This is a genomic window from Streptomyces sp. 8N114, from assembly GCF_052245835.1.
GTDB lineage: Bacteria > Actinomycetota > Actinomycetes > Streptomycetales > Streptomycetaceae > Streptomyces.
Map to the genome: position 1 here is coordinate 25,309 of NZ_JBQQBT010000025.1, position 22,726 is coordinate 48,034.

Genomic DNA, 22,726 nt, shown 5'->3' on the forward strand with positions numbered 1-22,726 from the left:
CTCTCTCGCTCGAATCGAAGCTCCTGACGCCAGCCGCCCGCCCGCGCCGAAGCGCGGATCTGATCCGGAAGGATTGAGCGGCCTCTCCCGGGAACCGGGAGGGATTTGCTCAGGAGCAGCGCGCCCAGGTGAGGGCACGCCGACGGTCAAGGGTACCCCATACGGACCTGGGGCCTGGTCGGGGCGGGGAGGGACCGGCCCTCCCCGCCCCTCGGTCACTCCTCGGAGGCCGCGGCGGACACCGCTCCGGCTCCGCCTTCCTGCTCGGCAGCGGCCGTCTTCTTGGCGGCGGACTTCTTGGCGCTCTTCTTCGCCGTCGACTTCGCGGCCGTCTTCGCCGTCGTCGCCTTTTCGGTCGCCTTCGCTGCCGACTTGGCCGTCGTCTTCTTGGCCGCGGCCTTCTTGGCCGTCGCCTTCTTCGCCGGGGCCTTCTTGGCCGTCGCCTTCTTCGCCGGGGCCTTATTGGCCGCCTTCTTCGCAGCGGCCTTCTTCGCGGGAGCGGCGGCCTCGGCCTCGGCCTCGCCCGCGCCCTCGTCCGCGGGAGCGGTCGTGGTGACCGTACGGGTCACCCGCCGCCGGGGCCGGACCGGAGCCACATCGGTGACGACCTCGCCGACCACCGGCTCGGGCTCGGCGGGGGCTGCAGCAGGAGCGGCCACCTCGTCCGAGGGGACGACCAGCACGGCAGCGGTGCCGTCACCCGTCCGGGGAGCACCGGCCGGAGCGCTGGCCTTGCGCGTCACCCGCCGCCGACGCCGCGCACCGGCGACCTGCTCGGCCTCAGCAGGAGCAGCAGCAGGAGCAGGAGCAGCAGCGGCTTCAGCCGGAACAGCAGCCTCGGCCGCGGCGGGCTCGGTCGGGGCGGGCTCTACGGCACGCTCCGAAACTGGCGGCTCCGAAACCGCCGGCTCCGGTGTCGCCGGCTCGACCACCTCGGCGGTCTCGCTCGCCGCCTGCCTCGGGGACCCGGCGGGGGCGCTGGCCTTGCGGCTGCCCCGGCGCCGTCGGCCGCCGCGCGCGGAGGCAGCCGCGGCCTCCGCCTCGGCGGCGCTGCTGAACAGCTCCTCGTCCGGTACGAACTCCACCGGCGCGGGGGCCGGTGCCGAGACGTCGGCGGCCTCGGCCACCATCTCCGAGGGCTCCACGGCGGCGGCAGCGGGCGCGGTGGCGGGCGAGGGCTCCGGCAGCGCCGGAACGGGCTCGACGGGAGCGGGCTGCGGCTGGACGATCTGCGGGCCGCCCTTGTCCGCCTTGCCCTTGCCCTTCTTGCCCTTCTTGCCGCCGCCACCGGCACCGGCGGCCGTGGCCTGGTCCATGTGCACGAGGACACCGCGCCCGTTGCAGTGCACGCACTGCTCGGAGAACGACTCCAGCAGCCCCTGCCCGACCCGCTTTCGGGTCATCTGCACGAGGCCCAGCGAGGTGACCTCCGCCACCTGGTGCTTCGTACGGTCTCTGCCCAGGCACTCCAGCAGGCGGCGCAGCACCAGATCGCGGTTGGACTCCAGGACCATGTCGATGAAGTCGATCACGATGATGCCGCCGAGGTCGCGCAGCCGCAGCTGGCGCACGATCTCCTCGGCCGCCTCCAGGTTGTTCCTGGTGACCGTCTCCTCCAGGTTGCCGCCCTGGCCGGTGAACTTGCCGGTGTTGACGTCGACGACGATCATCGCCTCGGTCCTGTCGATCACCAGCGAGCCACCACTGGGCAGCCACACCTTGCGGTCCAGCGCCTTGGCGAGCTGCTCGTCGATGCGGTACGTCGCGAAGACGTCCACGTCCGAGGTCCACTTCTGGAGCCGCTCACCCAGGTCGGGCGCCACGTGGGAGACATAGCCGTGGATGGTTTCCCAGGCTTCGTCACCGCTGACGATGACCTTGGAGAAGTCCTCGTTGAAGATGTCCCGCACCACGCGGACGGTCATGTCCGGCTCGCCGTAGAGCAGCGTGGGCGCGTTGCCCTTCTGGGCCTTCTTCTGGATGTCCTCCCACTGCGCCTGGAGCCGCTCGACGTCGCGGCGCAGCTCGTCCTCGCTTGCGCCCTCGGCCGCCGTACGGACGATCACGCCGGCGCCCTCGGGGACGACCCGCTTGAGGATCTGCTTGAGCCGCGAGCGCTCGGTGTCCGGGAGCTTGCGGCTGATGCCCGTCATGGAGCCCTCGGGCACATAGACGAGGTAGCGGCCGGGCAGCGAGACCTGGCTGGTCAGCCGGGCGCCCTTGTGGCCGATCGGGTCCTTGGTGACCTGCACCAGCACCGACTGGCCCGACTTGAGCGCGGTCTCGATACGCCGCGGCCCGTTCCCCATGCCCAGCGACTCGAAGTTGACCTCGCCCGCGTACAGCACGGCGTTGCGGCCCTTGCCGATGTCGACGAAGGCGGCCTCCATCGACGGCAGCACGTTCTGCACCTTGCCGAGGTAGACGTTGCCGACGTACGAGGTCGACTGCTCCTTGTTGACGAAGTGCTCGACCAGCACGTCGTCCTCGAGGACGGCGATCTGGGTGCGCTCACCGCTCTGCCGGACGATCATCTCGCGCTTGACGGCCTCGCGGCGGGCGAGGAACTCCGCCTCGGTGATGATCGGTACCCGGCGACGGCCCTGCTCGCGGCCCTCGCGGCGGCGCTGCTTCTTGGCCTCCAGCCGGGTGGAGCCCTTGATGGCCTGCACCTCGTCGGAGGGCTCGTCCTTCTTCTTACGGGGCTCGCGGACCTTGACGACGGTGCGCTCGGGGTCGTCCGCGGTGACGGTCTCGGTCGCGGGAGCCTCCGTGTCGCCCGACCGGCGACGGCGCCGACGGCGACGGCGCGAGCTGCTGCTGGAGGCGGCGCCGGCGGGCACCGTCTCCTCCTCGTCGCCACCGGCGGCCTCCGCCTCGGTTCCGGCTGCGGCCGGCTCGCCGGCCTCGCCTTCCTCGGCGGCCTCGGAGCGGTCCTCGCGCTCCTCCTGCTCGTCGGTCTCGGCGCCCTCCGCCTGCTCGGCGCTCTCGCCACGGCGCCGACGGCGGCCACCCCGGCGCCGACGGCGCGCGGGACGCTCGTCCGCCTGGGCGCCCTCCTGCTCCTCGCCCTCGGTGTCCTGGTCCGGGGCTTCGCGGTCCTCCCGCTCGTCCCGGGCCGCGGGCTGCTGCTCGGCGGGCTGCTGTTCGGCCGACTCCGCGCGGCGGCGACGGCGACGGCGCGGGGTGCCCGCGGTCTCGTCCTCGACGGCCTCGGGCTCGGCCCCCTGCTCGGCCTCGGCCTCGGCCCGCCGCTCCGCCTCGGCCGCAGCGGCGGCGGACTGCGGGGTCTGGAAAGCCGGCTCGGTGAAGACGGGCGGCTGGAACATCGCCACGGGCGGCGCGGGCCGCTTGCGGCGCCCGGCGCGCCCCTCGGTCTTCTCAGCCTTGCCGGGCTGCTCGGCCTTTTCCGCCTTCGCGGTCTGATCGGCACTCTCGGCGGCCGCATCGGCCTCGGCCTTACGGGTCGCTTCGCTCGTGGGGGCCGCGAAGCCCTTGGCGATGTGCGGCTCGGCCGGCTCCGCCTCCTGCGGCGTCTCGGCCACCTGGGCGCCCTTGCGGGTCGCGCGACGACGGGTGCGGCCAGGCGCTGCGGCCTCACCGGCCGCCGCCTGCTCGGCGCTCGCTGCCGCCTCGGTGGTCTCGGCGGCGGCCTCTTCGGTGGGCCCGTTCGCCTCGGCGGGCTCTGTGACCTCTGCCGCCTCGGCGGAGACGGGTGCGGAACCGGCGCGGGTCGCCCGGCGCCGGGTACGGCCACCGGGCGCGGGCTCGGCGGGAGCCTCGGTCTCCGGCTCGGCCTCCGCCTCGGCAGCGGCGGCCTTGCGGCTGCTCGTACGGCGACGGCTGCGCGCCTTCGGCGCTTCGGTCTCCGCCTCGGCCGGCTGGGCAGCAACCTCGGCGCCCTCGCCGGGCTCGGCGGCCTCGGCCGCGGGCCCGGACGCCTCACGGGTCGTGCGGCGGCGCCCGGCCGTCGCGGGCTTCTCCTCGGCCGTCTCGTCGGCGCCCTCGGCGGGGGCCGTCCTACGGCTGGTGGCCCGGCGCCGGGTACGGGCCTTCGGCGCCTCGGCCTCGGTCTCCGCCCCCTCGGTGCTCTCGGTCTGCTCGGCGCTCACCGACTCGGCGGCGGGCTCCGCCGGAGGCGGCGAACCGGCCGGAGCCGTGGCCTTACGGGTGGCGCGGCGGCGTCCGCCGGACTTCGGCGGCTCCGTCCCCACCTCGACGGTGCCCCCGGCCTCCGGCTGCGCGGCGGCAACGGTCTGCTCGGCACTCTCGGTCTGCTCCGCGGGCTCCGCCGGAGGCGGCGAACCGGCCGGAGCGGTGGCCTTTCGGGTGGCGCGGCTGCGTGTGCGGGCAGCGGGAGCCGGAGCGACCTCGGCGGAAGCGTCGCTCTCGGAGCTGTCCTGGGCCCCGGCGTCCTGCGGGGCGTCGGCGGCGCTGTTCTGCACGGTCGGCAGCGCGGGCTCGGCGGCCGTCACATCCGCGGCCTCCCCGGAGTCCGCGGCCTCCGCGGTGTCCGCAGCGGACGGCGGCCCCGCGGGGCGGCTGGCGGCGCGGCGACGGCGGCGCGGAGGCAGGGTGTCGCTCGGTGTGCTCAGCGCACCACCGGCGGTCTCGGGCGCACCGGCGGCTCCGCCGCCGACAGTGGCCTCACTGTCGACGACCGATCCGCCGGACACGGTGGATCCACCGGGAACGGCGGAAGTGGCGGCTTCCGCGGAAGCGGCGGTGCCGACTGCGGCTGCCTCGGCTTCGTTGGATTCAGTTGGTTCGAGCATGCGGGCGGTTCTCCCGTCACGCTCCCGGGCGCCGCGCTCTGGGGGTCCGGGGCGACCCACCCTCGCGGGTGGATCGCTCTCCGGGGCGCGGGCGCCGCACGGGAGCTCGTTGTCTTACTCGCCGGTTCCGGCCCTTGTTCCGGCCCGGCTACGGCGAAAGTCTGCTGGTCTGTGCGCTCGCCTGCCGTACGGCTGCCCGGGTGGCTCCCTGGCGTGCGTCGTCGGCGGCGGCGCGGCTTCGGCGGCTGTCCTACGCGGCGCCGCCCGGCACCGTCGCGGCGCTGGAGATCCCTGAGCCGATGGGCTCCGGAAGCGCGTCGCGGTCAGGTGCGAACGGGTCGGTCACCGTGCCGCTCTCCTCATCGAGCGGCCCCTGCGCCAGCCTGGTCACCGCTGCGGCGACTGGCGGCGCCAGGTCGGCCGTAGCGCGGAGACCGGACAGGACGTCGTCGGGTCGTACGGCAGGTGTCACGTGTCGTACTACCAGGCGCAGTATCGCACAGGCCCCCTTGCCGGGCCTATCGGCGCCGGTGGAGGCGTCCGCCTCGGCGCTCTGCGCGGCGACCGTCAGCGAGCGGACGGCTGCCCGGGCGTCGAAGGACCGGATGCCCTTCTTGGTCTGCCGCTGCACCTCGACGGACTCGGCCGCCAGAAAGGCGTCCGCCGCCTGCTGTGCCTCCTGCGGGGTGACGCCGTCGAGCCGGAGCTCCCATACGGACGCCTGGAGCCGGTCGCTGAAGTCGGAGCCGTTTGCCTCGACGGCGTCGACGATGTCGAGCCCGTCCGGCATGCAGCTGTCCAGCAGCGCGCGCAGCTGTTCGGCGTCGCACTGCCGGGCGAGGGCGATCTCCAGGTACTCGGCCTCGCTGCCGGTGCCGGTGGGGGCGGCGTTGGCGTAGCTGACCTTGGGGTGCGGGGTGAACCCGGCGGAGTACGCCATGGGTACCTCGGCCCGGCGCAGTGCCCGTTCGAAGGCGCGCTGGAAGTCGCGGTGGCTGGTGAACCGAAGGCGGCCTCGCTTCGTGTAGCGCAGGCGTAGGCGCTGCACGGTGGGTGCGGGCGGCGGGCCTTCGGGCTGTCGCTTGCCCAGTGGTTCTCTCCTCGGTGCCGGACGGCGCGCGGGGCACGGCCGCCCATGTCTTATGGGTCTGTCTTGTGCGTCATAGTGCGTCGTGTACGAAGGCGGAAGTCCGCACCACTCAGGCCGACGCCCTCGGTGACGAGGCGCCTGACCTGCGGTCGAACGCGGCCGGACACTGGTGCAGCGTCCGCCGGGCCGGTCCCGGGACACCCCCGGCGTCCGGCCGGGGACCCCCAGGTTCGTGCGGATGATCCTGCTGCCCAGGGTACGCGGCTGCCCTACGGCAGCGGCTCCCGCTCCTTGGAGCGGGGCGCTCCGAAGAGGGCACGCCGTATCTCTGCCCGCGTCGCGCGCGCCGATTCACGCGCTGCCCCGAGAGCCGCCCGCACCGACCCCGCGGCGGCCCGCAGCGAGCGGCCCACCGCCCGTGCGGCGACGGCGAGCGGGCGCCACAGCCAGTCGCGCAGCACCCGACCCATGGGGGCCAGCACATACCGCCAAAGCCCCACGAACGGGGCCACAAGCAGCACGTACAGCACCCGTCCGACGCACCGGAAGACCGCCGCCGTCACCCGGCCGGCCACCCGCCAGGCGACGACGACCGCACTCGCGATCTCCCGCAGGACCAACACCAGGCCGCGCCCCACGGGCGCGAGCACCCAGCGGTAAAGGGCGACGGCGGGCACCACGATCAGATACCGCCCCAGCCACCCCAGCCCCGCGCCCACCCCGCGCACCACGGCCACCACCGCATGCCCGAGGGGGGTCAGCACATACCGGTAGAGGCCCACCACCGGAGCCACCACCAGCCACCGCCACATCCAGCCGAGGGTCACGGCGATGCCCCGCCCCACGGGGGCCAGCACATAACGCCACAGCAGCACCACGGGCAGCAGCAGAAGGTGCCGCCCCAGCCAGGACAGGCCGCTGCCCAGACCGCGCAGCACGGCCAGCACCGCGTGACCGAGAGGGGTGAGGAGGGTGGCGTACATCCACACCAGCGGGGCGACGATCAGGACGCGTACGAGGAACGCGACGGCGACGGCGATGCCCCGCGCCGTCGGCACCACCACGTATCGCCACAGCCCGGCCCACGGCCAGACGAAGAGGGCCTTGGCCGTCCAGACCAGCGCCAGTCCGATCCCCCGGAACACCGGTGCGAGGACGGTCCGCCACAGCCAGCTTGCCGGGGCCACGACGAGCGTGCGCCCCAGCCATGCCAGCCCGCGCCCGACCGGCACCAGCACCCCGCGCCGCAGCGCACGCCCTGTCAGCACCAGCCCGTCCCACACCATGCGGACGGGCAGCACCAGCACGAACATCACGATCCGTACCGGCAGTCGCACCGCCGCCGTCAGACACCCTTCGGGTTCCTTCGCGGGAGCGGTGGCACCGTGGCGTGGCTGATATTCGTTCACGCTGGTGAGGACGGGATGAGCACGGTTGCCGGTTCGGCGGGCCGTGTGCGGATCCGGTAACGGGCGGATCCCGGCCCCGGACCGAGCTGTCCCGGGCCGGGACGCGGAGCTACTTCACCACCGTCAGCGGCAGCAGCTTCTTGCCCGTGGGCCCCATCTGGATCTCGGTGTCCATCTGGGGGCACACGCCACAGTCGAAGCAGGGGTCCCAGCGGCAGTCGGGGACCTCTGTCTCGTCGAGGGCGTCCTGCCAGTCCTCCCACAGCCAGTCCTTGTCGAGGCCCGAGTCGAGGTGGTCCCAGGGGAGCACCTCCTCGTAGGAGCGCTCGCGGGTGGTGTACCAGTCGACGTCGACGCCGGTGCCCTCCAGCGCCTTGGCGGCGGACTCCATCCACAGGGCGTAGGAGAAGTACTCGCGCCAGCCGTCGAACCGGCCGCCGCGCTCGTAGACCTCACGGATCACCGCCCCGATGCGGCGATCGCCACGGGAGAGCAGGCCCTCGACGATGCCGGGCTTGCCGTCGTGGTAGCGGAAGCCGATCGAGCGGCCGTACTTCTTGTCACCGCGGATCTTGTCCCGCAGCTTGGCCAGCCGGGCGTCGGTCTCCTCGGCGGAGAGCTGCGGCGCCCACTGGAAGGGGGTGTGCGGCTTGGGTACGAAGCCGCCGATGGAGACGGTGCAGCGGATGTCGTTGGACTTGGCGACCTCGCGGCCCTTGGCGATGACGTTGACCGCCATGTCGCCGATCTGGAGGACGTCCTCGTCGGTCTCGGTCGGCAGGCCGCACATGAAGTAGAGCTTCACCTGCCGCCAGCCGTTCCCGTACGCCGTCGCGACCGTACGGATCAGGTCCTCCTCCGAGACCATCTTGTTGATGACCTTGCGGATGCGTTCGCTGCCGCCCTCGGGGGCGAAGGTGAGGCCGGAGCGGCGGCCGTTGCGGGTCAGCTCGTTGGCCAGGTCGATGTTGAAGGCGTCCACCCGGGTGGAGGGCAGGGACAGCCCGACCTTGTCCTCCTCGTAGCGGTCGGCCAGACCCTTGGCGATGTCGCCGATCTCGCTGTGGTCGGCGGAGGAGAGGGAGAGCAGACCCACCTCTTCGAAGCCGGTGTTCTTCAGCCCCTTGTCCACCATTTCGCCGATACCGGTGATGGACCGTTCCCGCACCGGGCGGGTGATCATGCCCGCCTGGCAGAAGCGGCAGCCGCGGGTGCAGCCGCGGAAGATCTCCACGGACATCCGCTCGTGCACCGTCTCCGCGAGGGGCACCAGCGGCTGCTTGGGGTAGGGCCACTCGTCCAGGTCCATCACGGTGTGCTTGCTCACCCGCCACGGGACGCCGGAGCGGTTGGGCACGACGCGGGAGATCCGGCCGTCGGCCAGATACTCGACGTCGTAGAAGCGCGGCACGTAGACCCCGCCGGTCTTCGCCAGTCGCAGCAGCAGTTCGTCCCGGCCGCCGGGGCGGCCCTCGGCCTTCCACGCCCGGATGATCTCGGTGACCTCCAGCACGGCCTGCTCGCCGTCGCCGATCACCGCCACGTCGAGGAAGTCCGCGATCGGCTCCGGGTTGAACGCCGCGTGTCCGCCGGCCATCACGATCGGGTGGTCCTCGGTGCGGTCTGCGGCCTCCATCGGGATACCGGCCAGATCGAGGGCGGTGAGCAGGTTGGTGTAGCCCAGCTCGGTGGAGAACGAGACGCCGAACACGTCGAAGGCGCCGACCGGGCGGTGCGCGTCGACGGTGAACTGCGGGACGCCGTGCTCCCGCATCAGCTTCTCCAGGTCCGGCCAGACGCTGTAGGTGCGCTCGGCCAGGACCCCCTCGCGTTCGTTGAGCACCTCGTAGAGGATCATGACGCCCTGGTTGGGCAGGCCGACCTCGTAGGCGTCCGGGTACATCAGCGCCCAGCGGACGTCCGCTTCTTCCCACTCCTTCACGGTGGAGTTCAGCTCACCGCCCACGTACTGGATCGGCTTCTGGACGTGCGGGAGGAGGGCCTCTAGCTGGGGGAAGACCGACTCGACGGGCATCTGGGGCGCACTTTCTGGGGGCACCCCCGGCCGGAGGCTGGGGGAGGGGGGACAGGGCCAGTCGTCCAGAGTAACGGTTGCGGCCGGTCACCCCGATGGCCTTGTCCCCCGCACGCTACGCCGCTATCGGCCGCTGGGTCCGGATCGACTGGAGCAGCCCGACCGCGATCCACACCGCGAACATCGATGTACCGCCGTAGGAGACGAACGGCAGCGGAAGTCCGGCCACCGGCATGATGCCGAGCGTCATCCCGATGTTCTCGAACGCCTGGAAGGCGAACCACGCGATCACGCCGGCCGCGACGATGGTGCTGTACAGCTCCGTCGACTCGCGGGCGATACGGCAGGCGCGCCAGATCAGGACGGCGAGCAGGACGAGGATCAGCCCGCCGCCCACGAAGCCCAGCTCCTCGCCGGCGACCGTGAAGACGAAGTCGGTCTGCTGCTCGGGGACGAACTGGCCGGTCGTCTGGGTGCCGTCGAACAGGCCCTTGCCGGTGAGACCGCCGGAACCGATGGCGATCCGGGCCTGGTTGGTGTTGTAGCCGACGCCGGCCGGGTCGAGAGCCGGGTTGGCGAAGGCCGCGAACCGGTTGATCTGGTACTCGTCCAGCAGCCCGAGCGCCCACACCAGCACCGCTCCCCCGGCGCCCGCCAGGCACAGTCCGATGATCCAGCGGTTCGAGGCGCCGGAGGCGAGCAGCACGGCGAGCACGATGATGACCAGCACCATCACGGAGCCGAGGTCCGGCATGGCCAGGATGACCACGATCGACAGCGCCGCCATGCCGAGCGCGTGGACGACGGTGCGGTGGTCGGGGTGCTCCTGGTCGCCCGCGTCGACCTTGGCGGCAAGCAGCATCGCCATGCCCAGAATCACCGTGATCTTGATGAACTCGGCGGGCTGGATGGTGAAGCCGCCACCGAGGTTCAGCCACGCCCGCGAGCCGTTGATGGTGGCGCCGAGCGGGGTGAGGACGCAGACGCCGAGCAGCACGGCGATGCCGTAGAGCACCGGTACGGCGCTGCGCAGTCTGCGGTGGCCGAGCCAGACGGTCCCTATCATCAGCGCGATCCCGATCCCGAGGCTGATGACGTGCCGTACCAGGAAGTACTGCGGGTCGCCCTGGTTGAGCTCGGTGCGGTTGCGGGTGGCGGAGTAGACCAGCAGCGAGCCGATGACCGCGAGCGCGATGCCGCACAGCAGGATGATCCAGTCCATCCGCCACAGGATCGAGTCACGCGCGGTCAGCCGGTCCCAGGCCGAGCGGCGCCGGGGGCCGTAGCCGCCGAGGGCGAACGTCCGGGTGCTCATGGGCGTTCACCTCCGGCGAGCTCGCGGGTGTCGCGCGCCTGCTGGGCCCCGTCCCGGCGGCGCTGCTGCTGCTCGCCCTCGTTCCGTACGGCCTCGGCCGCCTCGCGGCGGGTACGGGGTGTCTCGCCCGGCGGCGAGGCGTTGGGGCTCTGGCCGGCCTGCCCGGAGGGCGAGGCGGACGGGCGCTTGGACGCGTCGTCGGCGGACCGCTTGTCGCGCTGGGGAACGATGGCGCCGTCCTTGTCGATCTTCGGCAGCTTGGTCTCCGGCTTGGACAGCAGTGCCTTCTTCTTGTCGATGTCGCCGTCCTTGTTGACGCCGTACATCGCGTCGTAGATCTTGCGTACGGCGGGCCCGGAGGCGCCGGAGCCGGTGCCGCCCTGGGAGATGGTCATCACGACGGTGAAGTCGTCGGTGTAGGTGGCCAGCCAGGAGGTGGTCTGCTTGCCCGCGACCTCGGCGGTACCGGTCTTGGCCCGCATCTTGATCTTGTCCTGCGGCCAGCCCGCCTCACCGAACCGCCAGGCCGCCGTGCCATGGGTGGCCACGCCCTGGAGGGCCTTGTCCATCTGGCCGATCGTCTTCTTGCCCAGCGGCAGCTTGCCGTGCGAGTGCGGCTCGATCTCCTTGACGGACTTGCCGTCGGGGCTGACGACGGCCTTGCCGAGGGTGGGGTCGTAGAGGGTGCCGCCGTTGCCGAGCGCCCCGTAGATGGTGGCCATCTGGATCGGGGTGACAAGGGTGTCGCCCTGTCCGATGGAGTAGTTCACGCTGTCACCGGCGCGCATCTTCATGCCGGATACGCAGTTCTCCTTGGCGATCCGCTCGGCGTAGCTGGGCCGGCCCTTGGCGCCTTCGGCCTGCTTGCACCAGGCGTCCTTGTTGGCCTCCCAGTAGTCCTTCTTCCACTTGCGGTCCGGGACCCGTCCCTCGACCTCGTTGGGGATGTCGACGCCCGTCTTCTTACCGAGGCCGAACTGGTGCGCGGCCTTGTAGAACCAGTCCTTGGCGCCCTTCTTGGGCAGGTTCCCGCCGTCCTTCTTCCACTGCTTGTAGGCCAGGTCGTAGAAGACGGTGTCGCAGGAGACCTCCAGCGCGCGGCCGAGGTTGATGTTGCCGTGGCTCTCGGACTCGAAGTTCTTGAAGACCTGGCCGCCCACCTTGTAGCTCGCCGGGCAGTCGTAGTTGCCGTTGAACGGGTAGCCCGCCTTGACGGCGGCCGTGGTGGAGATGACCTTGAAGATCGAGCCCGGCGCCGCCAGGCCCTGGATGGCGCGGTTCAGCAGCGGGTAGTTGGACTTCTTCCCGGTGAGCCTGGAGTACTCCTTGCCGGAGATGCCGCCGACCCAGGCGTTGGGGTCGTACTCGGGGTTGGAGGCCATGGACACGACTCGGCCGGTCTTGTTCTCCATCACCACGACGGCGCCCGCATCTGCCTTGTAGTTGCGGCCGGTGTTCTTGTCGTGCTCCTTGCGGGCTTCCTTCATCGCCTGGTCGAGCTGCTTCTCGGCCACGGCCTGGACCCGCGCGTCGATCGAGGTGACCAGGTTGGAGCCGGGGCGGGCCTTGTCGCTCTCGGCCTCGCCCATCACCCGGCCGAGGTTGTCCACCTCGTAGCGGGTGACGCCCGAGGAGCCGCGCAGCCGGCTGTCGTAGGAGCGCTCCAGCCCGTTGCGGCCGATCTCGTCGGAGGCGAGGAACGGCGAGTCGGTGTCCTTGGCCTTCTCGATCTCCTCGTCGGTGACGGGCGAGAGGTAGCCGAGGGCCTGCGAGGTGTTGGCCCCGTACGGCGCCGGATAGCGGCGTACGGCCTCCGGCTCGGCGGTGATCCCGGGGAAGTCCTCGGACCGCTCCCGGATCTGCAGGGCCTGCTTGGGCTTGGCGTCGTCGGTGACCGGAATCGGCTGGTAGGGCGAGCCGTTCCAGCAGGGCTGGGGGGTCTTGGCGTCGCAGAGCCGGACCTTCTCCTTGACGGTCTTGGGCGACATGCCCAGGACCTTGGCGAGCCGTTCGAGGACGGCCTTGCCGTCGTCGTCCTGCTTCATCAGCTCGGTGCGGGAGGCCGAGACCACCAGCCGGGTCTCGTTGTCCGCGATGGGCACGCCCCGTGCGTCCAGGATGGCGCCGCGCGTCGCGGGCTCGACGACCTGCTGGACGTGGTTGCCCTTGGCTTCCTTCTGGTATTCGTCGCCGTTGCGGACCTGGAGATACCACAGCCGGCCGCCCAGCGTCAGCAGCAGCGACAGCACCAGGATCTGAATGACGACCAGCCGGATGGTGACCCGGGACGAGCGGCCCGTGTCAGGGATGTTGGTCATGGCGCGAAGCGCCTCCTTGAGGGGCGGTGGTCGGGCGACGGGAGGGCATTCGTCACAGCCGCTTGACCCCCTTGATCTTGCCCGACTTGCCGCCGCCCAGGCTCACCGTCTTGTTACGCGGGGTACGCTTGCCGGCTTTCATCCCCTTGCCGCCCTTGCCGAGCAGGCTGCTGCCGGCCGAGGCGCTGAGGCCGGTGCCGGAGGTGAGCCAGCCGTAGGCGCGCATCCCGCCGTCCGCGCTGCCGCCGCCGGGCTCGGCGCCGATCGGGTCCTTCTCGCCGCGCCGCGCCAACGACATGATCAGCGGAACGACGAACGGCGCCAGCAGCAGGTCGTAGATGGTGGCCGTGATCAGCAGCCCGCTGAGCCCGACCTGGCGGGCCACGGTGTCCCCGACCAGCGCGCCCACCCCCGCGTACAGCAGCGTGGAGCCGATGGCGGCGGAGGCCACGACGAGCATGGGCACGGTGGCCGAGCGGTGCTGCCCGGCCTCCGGCTTGGTCAGCCCGGCGGCGTAGCCGATGAGGCAGAGCACCAGCGCGTAGCGGCCCACGGCGTGGTCGGCCGGCGGGGCGATGTCGGCCAGCAGTCCGGCGCAGAAGCCGACAAGGGCGCCCGCGGTGTGACCGTAGACCAGTGCGAGGCCGAGGACGACGAGCAGTAGCAGATCCGGTACGGCGCCGGGCAGTTGAAGTCTGGCCAGCACGGTGACCTGGAGCATCAGGGCGACGACCACGAGAGCGGCCGAGAGCAGCATCCGGTTGAGGTACACGTGGATCAGCTCCTGGGCGAGGGCTTACCGCTGGGCGTCTTGGTCACGGTCACGGTGGGTGCCGGCTTGGGCTTCGGTGGCTTCTTGGACTTGAGGACCTCGTCGCGCGGGTCCTTGCGCGGCGGCTGGACGACGACGCCGACCACGTCGAGCCGGGTGAAGCCGACGTAGGGCCGTACCCGCACCGTCCGGGTGAGGTCGCCCTGGTGCCGGTTGACCTTGATGACCTCACCGACGGGGACGCCCGGTACGAACGGCTTGTCGTTGCTGGAGCCGAAGGTGACCAGCCGGTCGCCCTTCTTCACCCGGGCGTTGCCGTTGAGCAGCTGGACGGTGAGCGCGCTGCCGCCGCGCCCGGCGGCGAAGCCCAGCTCGTTGCTCTTCTCCATACGGGTGCCGACGGTGAAGTCGGGGTCGTTGGCCAGCAGCACGGTGGAGGTGGAGGGACCGACGGTGGTGAGGCGGCCGACCAGCCCGTCGCCGTTGAGGACGGTCATGTCGCGGCGCAGCCCGTCCTCGTGGCCCGCGTCGATGGTGACGGTCCAGGAGAAGCCCTGGGCCGCGCCGATCGCGATGACCTGGGCGCCCTTGACGCCGTAGCCGCCCGCGCCGGCGGTCTTGAGGAGCTTGTCCAGCTCCTGGGCCCGGGACCGGTTGCGGTCGGTGGAGCCCAGCTTCTGCCGCAGCGCGGCGTTCTCCTGCTCCAGTCTGCTGAGTCGCTCGTGGCGGGCACCCGAGTCACGGACGGCGGCGATGGCGTTGCCGACGGGGTCGACCGCCGAGGCCATGCCGTTCTCTACCGGGCCAAGGACGGAGGCGGCTCCTCGCCGCGCCCCGTCGAGCGGAGACTGCTCGCCCCCTCTGAGATCCACCGTGATCAGTGCGAACGCGATGGCGATCAGCAGGACGAGCAGCAGCCGGCTTTCTCGTGTGTCCCTCACGTGCGGCGGCCGTGCCTTTCTCTGGGGCAGCCCCGCATCCGCGGGGTGCAGGGCGGCGGCCGCCACAGCGTTCGAACGACCCGCCGCGTGAACGGTCAGTTATGGCGAACAGGCGTACTCGCCGGTCCGGCGCTCAGCGCCGCGGCTGGGCGTCGAGCACCTGCTGGAGTGCCTCGAACTCCTCCACGCACTTACCGGAGCCCAGCGCCACCGAGTCCAGCGGGTCCTCGGCGATGTGGATGGGCATCCCCGTCTCGCGGCGCAGCCGCTCGTCCAGGCCGCGCAGCAGGGCGCCGCCACCGGTGAGCACGATGCCGCGGTCCATCACATCGCCGGACAGCTCGGGCGGGCACTTGTCGAGGGTGGTCTTGACCGCGTCGACGATCGCGTTGACCGGCTCCTCGATGGCCCTGCGGACCTCCGCCGCAGAGATCACCACGGTCTTGGGGAGCCCGCTGACCAGGTCGCGGCCGCGGATCTCGGTGTGCTCGTCCTTGTCCAGGTCGTGCGCCGAACCGATGGTGATCTTGATGCTCTCGGCGGTGCGCTCGCCGAGCAGCAGGCTGTACTCCTTCTTGATGTGCTGGATGATCGCGTTGTCGAGCTCGTCGCCCGCCACCCGGATCGACTGCGCGGTGACGATTCCGCCCAGCGAGATCACGGCGACCTCGGTGGTGCCGCCGCCGATGTCCACGACCATGTTGCCGGTGGCCTCGTGGACGGGCAGCCCGGAGCCGATCGCCGCGGCCATCGGTTCCTCGATGATGTGCACCTGGCGGGCGCCCGCCTGGGTGGACGCCTCGATGACGGCGCGCCGCTCGACACCGGTGATCCCGGAAGGCACACACACCACCACGCGCGGCCGGGCGAGATAGCGCCGCTTGTGGATCTTCAGGATGAAGTAACGGAGCATCCGCTCGGTGATCTCGAAGTCGGCGATGACGCCGTCCTTCAACGGCCTTACGGCAACGATGTTGCCAGGGGTGCGGCCGATCATCTTCTTCGCCTCGGCGCCGACCGCCAGGATTCCGCCTGTGTTGGTGTTGATCGCAACGACGGACGGCTCGTTGAGGACGATCCCGCGACCCCTGACGTACACCAGCGTGTTGGCGGTCCCGAGGTCGACAGCCATATCACGGCCGATGAACGACATGTTGGTTCCCATGGATGCGTCTGGCCTTCCAAGTGGGGCGATGTGGTGTGCGGCTACGGAAGGAAGTGGTCTACCGCGCAGGCATGCTCAAAGCGCGAGGCTTCCATCGTAGACGCGCTTGCTCGAACACGTAGAGACGGTTCCTCCGCCATTGTCGGCGGAAGTCCGAACGGCCACCGTAATGGTGACGTCGTGTCGGAGCCGAGCCCCGGTCCATTCCGCCTCTGGCGGCCGATTCGGCGTCGTACCTCGTTGAGCTGTCGAGCTCAGGAAAAGCTGGGGAAGAAAATCTTCATCTCGCGCTCGGCGGACTCCTCGGAGTCCGAGGCGTGAATGAGGTTCTCCCGCACAATGGTGCCGAAATCGCCGCGTACGGAGCCGGGGGCGGCGGCGATGGGGTCGGTGGGGCCGGCCAGTGCCCGGATACCTTCGATCACCCGTTCGCCCTCGACGACCATGACGACGGACGGACCCGCGGCCATGAACTCCACCAGCGGCTCGTAGAACGGACGGCCCTCGTGCTCCGCGTAGTGCTGCTCCAGCGTGGCCCGATCCAGCGTGCGCAGCTCCATGGCCGCGATGGACCAGCCCGCCTTGCGCTCGATACGGCCGATGATCTCGCCTACCAGGCCACGACGGACCGCGTCGGGCTTGAGGAGGACGAGGGTGCGCTGGCTCATGTGTGCGGCTCCTTGGCTGGGCTCGTACGGTGACCAGAGGTTACCTGCGGCCCACGGCTGTGGTGACGCCGGGGATCACTTTTCCGCCGCCTCCTCGCACCGTCCGGCAGCACTTATACGGCGCTTACGCGGCACTTATGCGCCACTTCCGGCGTCAGCCCGCGGATTCCGCTCCCGCCGCGGGTTCGGCTCCGGCCGCGAAGTGGGCTTTCGCCTCGTCGATCTTCTTGCCGAAGTGCACCGAAGCCCACCACAGTCCTCCGAAGCAGGCGCCCAGGAAGAACATCGCCGGGACCACGAACCCGCTGGCGAGCAGGGCGATCTGCAGCGCCCAGCCGAGTTGCACGCCACCCGGACGAGTGATGAAGCCACACAGCAGTACGCACAGCGCCATCGCGATTCCGCTGACGGTCCACACAGTGGCCGCCGAAAGGTCACTCGTTCGCATTGCGACCAATCCGGCGAAACCGATGACGAAGAACTCGCCGATCAGCGTGGAGGCACACAGCGTCCGCATCTAGCGCCTCCCTCCCAGCAGCAGCCGGGCCTCGCCGACCGTGATGACCGAGCCGGTGACCAGCACCCCGGCCCCCGCGTACTCGCCCTCCTCCTCGGCGAGGGTGACCGCCTCCTCCAGCGCCGCGTCCAGCCGGGGCTCCACCTGGACCCGCTCGTCGCCGAACACCTCGACGGCGACGGCGGCCAACTCGTCCACGTCCATCGCACGATGGCTGGAGTTCCGGGTGACGACGATCTCCGCGAAGATCGGCTCGAACGCCTCCAGCAGACCGCGCACGTCCTTGCCCGCGCTGGCCGCGACGACACCGATGAGCCGGCTGAAGTCGAACGCCTCGCTGATGGCCTCCGCCGTGGCCTGCGCCCCGCCGGGGTTGTGCGCGGCGTCCAGCAGCACCGACGGGCTGCTCCGCACCAGCTCCAGCCGGCCGGGCGAGGAGACCGAGGCGAACGCCTGCCGCACCACGTCGATGTCGAGGGTGCGGGCCTGCTGCTGGCCGATGCCGAAGAACGCCTCCACGGCGGCGAGCGCCACACACGCGTTGTGTGCCATATGGGCGCCGTGCAGCGGCAGGAAGATGTCCGGGTACTCACCACCGAGGCCACGCAGGGTGAGCTGCTGGCCGCCGACGGCCAACTGCCGGGAGACGACGCCGAACTCCATGCCCTCGCGGGCGACCGTGGCGTCCACCTCGACAGCCTTCTTCAGCACCACGGAGGCGGCCTCCACCGGCTGCTGGGCGAGCACCACGGTGGCGTCGGGCTTGACGATGCCGGCCTTCTCCTGGGCGATCCGCTCGGGCGTGTCGCCGAGCCGGTCGGTGTGGTCGAGGGAGATGGGGGTGATGACGGCGACGCCCGCGTCGATGACGTTGGTCGCGTCCCAGGTGCCGCCCATCCCGACCTCGACGACGGCCACATCCACCGGCGCGTCCGCGAAGGCGGCGAACGCCATGCCGGTGAGCACCTCGAAGAAGGAGAGCCGGTAGTCCTGCTGGGCGTCGACCAACTCGACGTACGGCTTGATGTCCTCGTACGTCTCGATGAAGCGCTCGGCGGAGACCGGCGCTCCGTCGATGCTGATCCGCTCGGTGACCGACTGGACGTGCGGGGAGCTGTAGCGCCCGGTGCGCAGCTCGAAGGCGCCGAGCAGCGCCTCGATCATGCGGGCCGTGGTGGTCTTGCCGTTGGTGCCGGTGATGTGGATGGACGGGTAGGAGCGCTGTGGCTCGCCCAGCACGTCCACCAGCGCGGCGATGCGCTGCACCGAGGGGTCCAGCTTGGTCTCGCCCCAGCGGGTGGCCAGTTCCTCCTCCACTCCGCGCAGCGCCCGGTCCACCTCGGGGTCCTCGGGCCTGCCCGGCACCACGTCCGACTGCGGGGGTCCGGCCTGGGCCCGCAGGGTGCGGCTGCCCGCCTCGATCACCGCGAGGTCGGGATCGCGGTCGGTCTCTTCTTCCACGATCTCCTCGAAGGAGGAGGGCCGCGGCTCGTGCGGCTCGCCTTCGTGGGGCTCGGGTTCGTGCGGCTGGGGCTCGTCGGGCCGGGGCTCGTCGCTCACGCGGACCAGTCTACGGAAGAGCTCCGCATGGTTTCCCGTGACCGGCGGTGCCGAACCAGCTCGGGCCGGTCCGGCACCGCCGGTCACATCGGGCCCGCTTCCCGGCGTCGCGGCGGGAAGCGGGGCAGCCGCGGAACAGGGCGCAGCGGCGGCGCTTCGGTCAGGGAAGCCGCTCCAGCTGCTGCTGCAGCCGCGCGATGTCGGCCTCCGCAGCAGCCTGGCGGCCCCGGATCTTCTCCACCACATGGTCGGGCGCCTTCGCCAGGAACGCCTCGTTGGAGAGCTTTGCCCCGGTCTGCGCCAATTCCTTCTCCGCGGCGGCCAAGTCCTTGGTGAGCCGCTTGCGTTCGGCTTCCACATCGATCGCGCCGGACAGGTCGAGGCTGACCGTCGCGCCCGCGACCGGCAGCGAGGCCGTGGCCTGGAAGTCCTCCCCCGCGCGCTGGAGCCGCAGCAGCTGGCGGATGGCGGCCTCGTGGGCCACCAGCGCGGTGCCCTCCAGGTCCAGCGAGGCCGGGACCTTCTGGCCCGGCTGGAGGCCCTGGTCGGCGCGGAAGCGGCGCACCTCGGTCACCGCCTGCTGGACGGTGGCGATCTCCCGCTCCGCGTCGGCGTCGCGGAACCCGGAGTCCTCGGGCCAGGCGGCGACGACGAGGGACTCGCCACCCGTCAGCGTCGTCCACAGCGTCTCGGTGACGAACGGGACGACCGGGTGGAGCAGCCGCAGCGTCACGTCCAGGACCTCGCCCAGCACACGGCGGGAGACCTCGGCGGGCTTGCCCCCCGTGGCGAAGGTGGTCTTGGACAGCTCGACGTACCAGTCGAAGACCTCGTCCCAGGCGAAGTGCCGCAGCGCGTCGGAGAGCTTGGCGAACTGGTAGTCGTCGTAGTAGCCGTCGACCTCGGCCAGCACCTCGTTCAGCCGGGAGAGGATCCACCGGTCGGTGGCCGCCATCTCGCTCGCGTCCGGCAGCGGGCCCTCGACGGTGGCACCGTTCATCAGCGCGAAACGGGTGGCGTTCCACAGCTTGTTGGCGAAGTTGCGGGACGCCTTGACCCAGTCCTCGCCGATCGGCACGTCGGTGCCGGGATTGGCGCCGGAGGCCAGGGTGAAGCGGAGCGCGTCGGAGCCGTACGCGTCCATCCAGTCCAGCGGGTCGACGACGTTGCCGAAGGACTTGGACATCTTCTTGCCGTGCTCGTCGCGGACGAGGCCGGTCAGCGCGATGGTGTGGAAGGGCGGCTCCTCCATCACGTACATGCCGAACATCATCATCCTCGCGACCCAGAAGAAGATGATGTCGTAGCCGGTGACCAGGACGTCGGTGCCGTAGAACTTCTCCAGGTCGGGCGTCCGGTCCGGCCAGCCGAGTGTGGAGAACGGCCACAGCCCGGAGGAGAACCAGGTGTCCAGGACGTCCGGGTCCTGGTGCCAGCCCTCGCCGGTGGGCGGCTCCTCGTCGGGGCCGACGCAGACGACCTCACCGTCGGGCCCGTACCAGACGGGGATGCGGTGGCCCCACCACAGCTGGCGGGAGATCGTCCAGTCGTGCATGTTGTCGACCCAGTCGAAGTACCGGGACGACATGTCGGCGGGGTTGATCTGGACGCGGCCGTCGCGCACCGCGGCGCCCGCGGCCTGCGCGAGCGGGGCGACCTTGACCCACCACTGCATGGACAGCCGCGGCTCGATGGTCGTCTTGCAGCGGGAGCAGTGCCCGACGCTGTGCATGTAGGGGCGCTTCTCCTCGACGACGCGGCCCTGCTCGCGCAGCGCGGCCACGATGGCCGAGCGCGCCTCGAAGCGGTCCAGGCCCTGGTAGGGGCCGTGCGCGGTGATGACACCGCGCTCGTCCATCACCGTGAGCATGGGCAGCCCGTGCCGGCGGCCGATCTCGAAGTCGTTCGGGTCGTGCGCCGGGGTGACCTTGACCTGTCCGGTACCGAACTCGGGGTCGACATGGCTGTCGGCGACGACGGGGATGGAGCGGTCGGTCAGCGGCAGCTTGATCAGCTTGCCGATCAGGTGCTGGTACCGCTCGTCGTCCGGGTGGACGGCGACGGCGGTGTCGCCCAGCATCGTCTCGGCACGGGTGGTGGCGACGATGACGGTGTCCTCACCCTCGCCGTACTTGAGCTGGACCAGCTCGCCGTCGTCCTCCTGGTACTCCACCTCGATGTCGGAGATGGCGGTCAGACAGCGCGGACACCAGTTGATGATCCGCTCGGCGCGGTAGATCAGCCCGTCGTCGTACATCTTCTTGAAGACGGTCTGGACGGCGCGCGAGAGGCCCTCGTCCATGGTGAAGCGCTGGCGCGACCAGTCAACGCCGTCGCCGAGGCGCCGCATCTGGCCGAGGATCTTGCCGCCGTACTCCTCCTTCCACTGCCACACGCGCTCGACGAACGCCTCCCGGCCGAGGTCCTGCCGGGACTTGCCCTCCTCGCCGAGCTGCTGCTCGACCTTGTTCTGCGTGGCGATGCCCGCGTGGTCCATGCCGGGCAGCCACAGCGCCTCGTAGCCCTGCATCCGCTTACGGCGGGTGAGCGCGTCCATGAGGGTGTGCTGGAAAGCGTGCCCGAGATGGAGAGATCCTGTGACGTTCGGGGGCGGGATGACGATCGTGTACGGCTGCTTGCCGCTCTTGGCGTCCGCCTCGAAGTAGCCCCGTTCTACCCAGCGCTCGTACAGCTTCCCCTCTACCTCGGCCGGCGCGTACTGGGTCGGCAGATCTGCGGGAATGGCGCTGTTCGGCCCGGTTGTTTCCGGGCTCTGCTGAGTGTTGTCGGTCACGACCGCCAGTGTACGGGCGGCAATGTCCCGGTCTCGAATCGGTTTGAGGACCGGTGCAGCGCTTGTCAGAACTATCCGTCACTATGAGCGGAGCGCATTCGACTACTTGTTCACGGAGGGGAAGCGCCGCTCATGAGTAACAACCAGCCCGGCCCTTACGGCCAACAGCCAGGGCAGCCCGGGCCGTACGGCCAGCAGCCGGGCCCGTACGGGCAGCCGCCACAGCAGGGTGGCCCCAGCCCGTACGGTGGCGCCCCCGGCCAGCCCGGTTACGGCTACCCGCAGCAGGGCGCCCCGCAGCAGCCCCCGGGACCGCCGCAGCAGGGCTACGGCTATCCGCAGCAGGGCGGGCCGGGTCAGCCCGGTCCCTACGGCCAGCCTGGGCCGCCGATGCCTCCGCAGGGCGGCGGCGGCAAGGGCAAGACCATCGGCATCGTGGTCGGCGCCCTGGTCGTCGTGGCCGCCGTCATAGGCGGCGTCGTCCTCTTCACCGGAGGGGACGACGACAAGGGAGGCGGCGGAGGCGGCGGCAAGGGCGGCGGCTCCTCGGTCGCCGACGACGGCAAGCGGTACAAGCTCATCACGCCCGCCACGGTCGCCGGCGAGTTCGAGAAGACGCCCGGCTCGGAGAACAACTCCTCCAACGGGTTCAGCGAGTCCGACAAGCAGAAGTTCGAGCAGTTCGGCGTCAAGGACCCGAAGAACGTCAATGCCGGCTACAAGAGCGGCACCGGAGTGAGCACCAAGCAGCTCAACTTCGGTGGCGTCTACGGCGAGATCGAGAACCCGGAGGCAGTCGTCAACGCCGCACTGCTGATGGTGGCCAAGGAGGCCAAGGAGGACCCGGACACCTCGGGCGGCGGCAAGGCGGAGCTGGACGGCGAGCCGCAAGAGGTCAAGCCCAGCGGCCTGGGTGACGACGCGATCATGAAGTGCCAGAAGGTCAAGTACACCGCGCCTCCCGGTGACAGTTCGGGCATCAAGGGCTTCACCATGCCGTTCTGCATGTGGGGCGACCACAGCACCATCGGCTTCGTGGTGACAGCGTCCTCGGCCGACGTGCTCAGCGGTAAGTCCACTTCGGTCTCCGAGGCGGGCGAGACGACCGCCAAGGTCCGGAAGGACGTCCGCGTCCCGATCAAGTGACGCCGTCCGCCCCGCGGTGCGCGGGGCAGCGACACAGCACAGGCGACGGTCGACGGCGCCCGGCGGAGCTCCGCCGGGCGCCGTCGACCGTTCCGAGTGCCCGCAAAGTTGCGGAACATAACCGGACAACTTGCCGAGAATTCTTCACGATTAGGTTCCCAGCCGGCTCCGATTCGGCGCCCGGTGCGGCGCTCTGGTCGTGCATCCGTCAAGATATCCGA

General features: G+C 70.8%; 14 protein-coding genes. 1 reads left to right on the top strand and 13 read right to left on the bottom strand.

Features of this window, described 5'->3' with window-relative positions; all coding sequences use genetic code 11:
* Positions 1–215: 215 nt before the first annotated feature.
* From ACTWQF_RS31290 to ACTWQF_RS31350, 13 genes are all read right to left on the bottom strand, one after another.
* The gene (locus tag ACTWQF_RS31290; RefSeq protein WP_443283106.1) at positions 216–4,775 is read right to left on the bottom strand and encodes an Rne/Rng family ribonuclease; all 4,560 of its coding nucleotides are present in this window, start codon (positions 4,773–4,775) and stop codon (positions 216–218) included.
* Positions 4,776–5,025: 250 nt separating this feature from the next.
* Positions 5,026–5,823 carry a TIGR03936 family radical SAM-associated protein gene (locus ACTWQF_RS31295; protein ID WP_443283107.1) on the bottom strand — a complete coding sequence of 266 codons (798 nt, stop codon included), beginning with the start codon at positions 5,821–5,823 and terminating at the stop codon, positions 5,026–5,028.
* Between the two features lie 311 nt (positions 5,824–6,134).
* Positions 6,135–7,274: a hypothetical protein gene (locus tag ACTWQF_RS31300; protein WP_443283108.1), complete on the bottom strand. Its 1,140-nt coding sequence runs from the start codon at positions 7,272–7,274 to the stop codon at positions 6,135–6,137.
* Between the two features lie 109 nt (positions 7,275–7,383).
* On the bottom strand, positions 7,384–9,309 hold the full coding sequence (locus tag ACTWQF_RS31305; RefSeq protein ID WP_443283109.1) for a TIGR03960 family B12-binding radical SAM protein: 1,926 nt from the start codon (positions 9,307–9,309) through the stop codon (positions 7,384–7,386).
* A 115-nt stretch (positions 9,310–9,424) separates the two neighbouring features.
* Positions 9,425–10,624, bottom strand: coding sequence for a rod shape-determining protein RodA (gene rodA / locus ACTWQF_RS31310; RefSeq protein WP_443283110.1), 1,200 nt, complete (start codon positions 10,622–10,624; stop codon positions 9,425–9,427).
* Positions 10,621–12,942 carry a penicillin-binding protein 2 gene (gene mrdA, locus ACTWQF_RS31315; protein ID WP_443283111.1) on the bottom strand — a complete coding sequence of 774 codons (2,322 nt, stop codon included), beginning with the start codon at positions 12,940–12,942 and terminating at the stop codon, positions 10,621–10,623. Before mrdA ends, rodA begins: the two co-directional genes overlap by 4 nt.
* Before the next feature lie 52 nt (positions 12,943–12,994).
* Positions 12,995–13,714 (bottom strand): rod shape-determining protein MreD, encoded by a 720-nt coding sequence (gene mreD / locus ACTWQF_RS31320; protein ID WP_443283112.1) that lies wholly within the window; start codon positions 13,712–13,714, stop codon positions 12,995–12,997.
* A 5-nt stretch (positions 13,715–13,719) separates the two neighbouring features.
* Positions 13,720–14,655 carry a rod shape-determining protein MreC gene (mreC, locus tag ACTWQF_RS31325; protein ID WP_443283113.1) on the bottom strand — a complete coding sequence of 312 codons (936 nt, stop codon included), beginning with the start codon at positions 14,653–14,655 and terminating at the stop codon, positions 13,720–13,722.
* Between the two features lie 133 nt (positions 14,656–14,788).
* On the bottom strand, positions 14,789–15,808 hold the full coding sequence (locus tag ACTWQF_RS31330) for a rod shape-determining protein (RefSeq protein WP_026004902.1): 1,020 nt from the start codon (positions 15,806–15,808) through the stop codon (positions 14,789–14,791).
* Positions 15,809–16,074: 266 nt separating this feature from the next.
* A complete protein-coding gene (gene ndk, locus ACTWQF_RS31335; RefSeq protein ID WP_443283114.1) occupies positions 16,075–16,488 on the bottom strand; it encodes a nucleoside-diphosphate kinase in 414 nt (137 codons plus the stop codon).
* A gap of 154 nt (positions 16,489–16,642) precedes the next feature.
* Complete coding sequence (locus ACTWQF_RS31340; RefSeq protein WP_443283115.1) at positions 16,643–17,005, bottom strand: DUF4233 domain-containing protein; 363 nt, start codon at positions 17,003–17,005, stop codon at positions 16,643–16,645.
* Positions 17,006–18,565 (bottom strand): bifunctional tetrahydrofolate synthase/dihydrofolate synthase, encoded by a 1,560-nt coding sequence (gene folC / locus ACTWQF_RS31345; protein ID WP_443283116.1) that lies wholly within the window; start codon positions 18,563–18,565, stop codon positions 17,006–17,008. It lies immediately after the preceding gene.
* A gap of 160 nt (positions 18,566–18,725) precedes the next feature.
* A complete protein-coding gene (locus tag ACTWQF_RS31350; RefSeq protein WP_443283117.1) occupies positions 18,726–21,359 on the bottom strand; it encodes a valine--tRNA ligase in 2,634 nt (877 codons plus the stop codon).
* Positions 21,360–21,491: 132 nt separating this feature from the next.
* Between ACTWQF_RS31350 and ACTWQF_RS31355 the strand changes: the two genes are divergently transcribed.
* Positions 21,492–22,505: a hypothetical protein gene (locus ACTWQF_RS31355; protein WP_443283118.1), complete on the top strand. Its 1,014-nt coding sequence runs from the start codon at positions 21,492–21,494 to the stop codon at positions 22,503–22,505.
* Positions 22,506–22,726: the final 221 nt, after the last annotated feature.

Coding starts and splice junctions, on each gene's coding strand:
- ACTWQF_RS31290 (WP_443283106.1), bottom strand. CDS start 4,775: ATGCTCGAACCAACTGAATCCAACGAAGCCGAGGCAGCCGCAGTCGGC.
- ACTWQF_RS31305 (WP_443283109.1), bottom strand. CDS start 9,309: ATGCCCGTCGAGTCGGTCTTCCCCCAGCTAGAGGCCCTCCTCCCGCAC.
- rodA (WP_443283110.1), bottom strand. CDS start 10,624: ATGAGCACCCGGACGTTCGCCCTCGGCGGCTACGGCCCCCGGCGCCGC.
- mrdA (WP_443283111.1), bottom strand. CDS start 12,942: ATGACCAACATCCCTGACACGGGCCGCTCGTCCCGGGTCACCATCCGG.
- ACTWQF_RS31330 (WP_026004902.1), bottom strand. CDS start 15,808: ATGTCGTTCATCGGCCGTGATATGGCTGTCGACCTCGGGACCGCCAAC.
- ndk (WP_443283114.1), bottom strand. CDS start 16,488: ATGAGCCAGCGCACCCTCGTCCTCCTCAAGCCCGACGCGGTCCGTCGT.
- ACTWQF_RS31340 (WP_443283115.1), bottom strand. CDS start 17,005: ATGCGGACGCTGTGTGCCTCCACGCTGATCGGCGAGTTCTTCGTCATC.
- ACTWQF_RS31355 (WP_443283118.1), top strand. CDS start 21,492: ATGAGTAACAACCAGCCCGGCCCTTACGGCCAACAGCCAGGGCAGCCC.